Consider the following 965-nt stretch of genomic DNA (forward strand, 5'->3'; position numbering starts at 1 on the left):
ACAGGGCGGGGCCCGTTCCGGCGGCGCCGGCTCGCTGGACCCGTCGGCAGGCAACCCCTTCTTCCAACGATCCGGCCGGTCGGAGGCGGGGCAGTCGCAGCCTGCCGACGACGACGACCGTGAGGGCACCCCGGGGGCCGGCGCGGCCGGGTCCTCCCCGCCCGCCTCGTCCAAGCCGGGATCGTCCGCCTCGTCGTCCTCGACCGGCCTGAGGGGTAAGGCCGCCGGTAGCGCCGGCGGTGACCGGGCGGCGGCTGCGCAGGCGCGGTCGCCGGCGGCACCGGCCAGGTCCGCGTCGCCGCCGAAGTCAGTGCCGCCGAAGTCAGTGCCGCCGCCGAAGTCAGCGCCGCCGTCCGAGTCCGCGCTGCCGTCCAAGCCGGGATCGTCCCTACCCGGATCGGCCCAGTCGGGGTTGTCGCCGTCAGGGTTGTCGCCGTCGGGATCGTCCCCGTCGGCGTCGACCGCGGTGCCGCCGTCCTCGCCTCCCGCCGCCTCCGCGGCGTCGTCCCGGCCCGCGGCAGCGGCGGACGAGCGGTCCGGTCGGTCGCGGGCGGCGCCGACCCGCAACGGCGCGGGCGGGGCCCCGGTCGGTATCACGGGGTCGCCGGTGCCCCCATCCGGGTCGGCTCGTACCGGGAACGCCGGAACCCACGGCGGCGATGCGGGCTCGGCTACCCGCAAACTCGGCTCGCCCGCCGTATCGTCGCCCGCGAAGTCCCTCGGTACGACGCCGCCCGGCGCCCGCCGAAGCACGACGGGCCTGCCCAGTGCCCGCCCCGAACACCCGGTCGAGCGGCCCGGTGAGACCGACACGATCTCCCTGGTCCGTCCGCCCAGCATGACGAGGAGCGGTACCACGAAGCCCGACAGCAACCGTGCCGCGCCGGAGCGGGCGGGCGGAACCCGCGTTCGGACCGGAGCGACCTGGGCTGCGCAGGGCGCCGGCCCGGTCGGCCGGTACGGCC

At 77.7% G+C, this 965-nt stretch carries 1 pseudogene; it reads right to left on the reverse strand.

The annotated features are described in order from the left end of the window. Nucleotides 1-597: pseudogene (locus ND748_RS32780) on the reverse strand (hypothetical protein); the annotation flags it as partial. Between the last annotated feature and the right edge of the window lie 368 nt (nucleotides 598-965).

The organism is Frankia sp. AiPs1 (assembly GCF_023716945.1).
GTDB lineage: Bacteria > Actinomycetota > Actinomycetes > Frankiales > Frankiaceae > Frankia.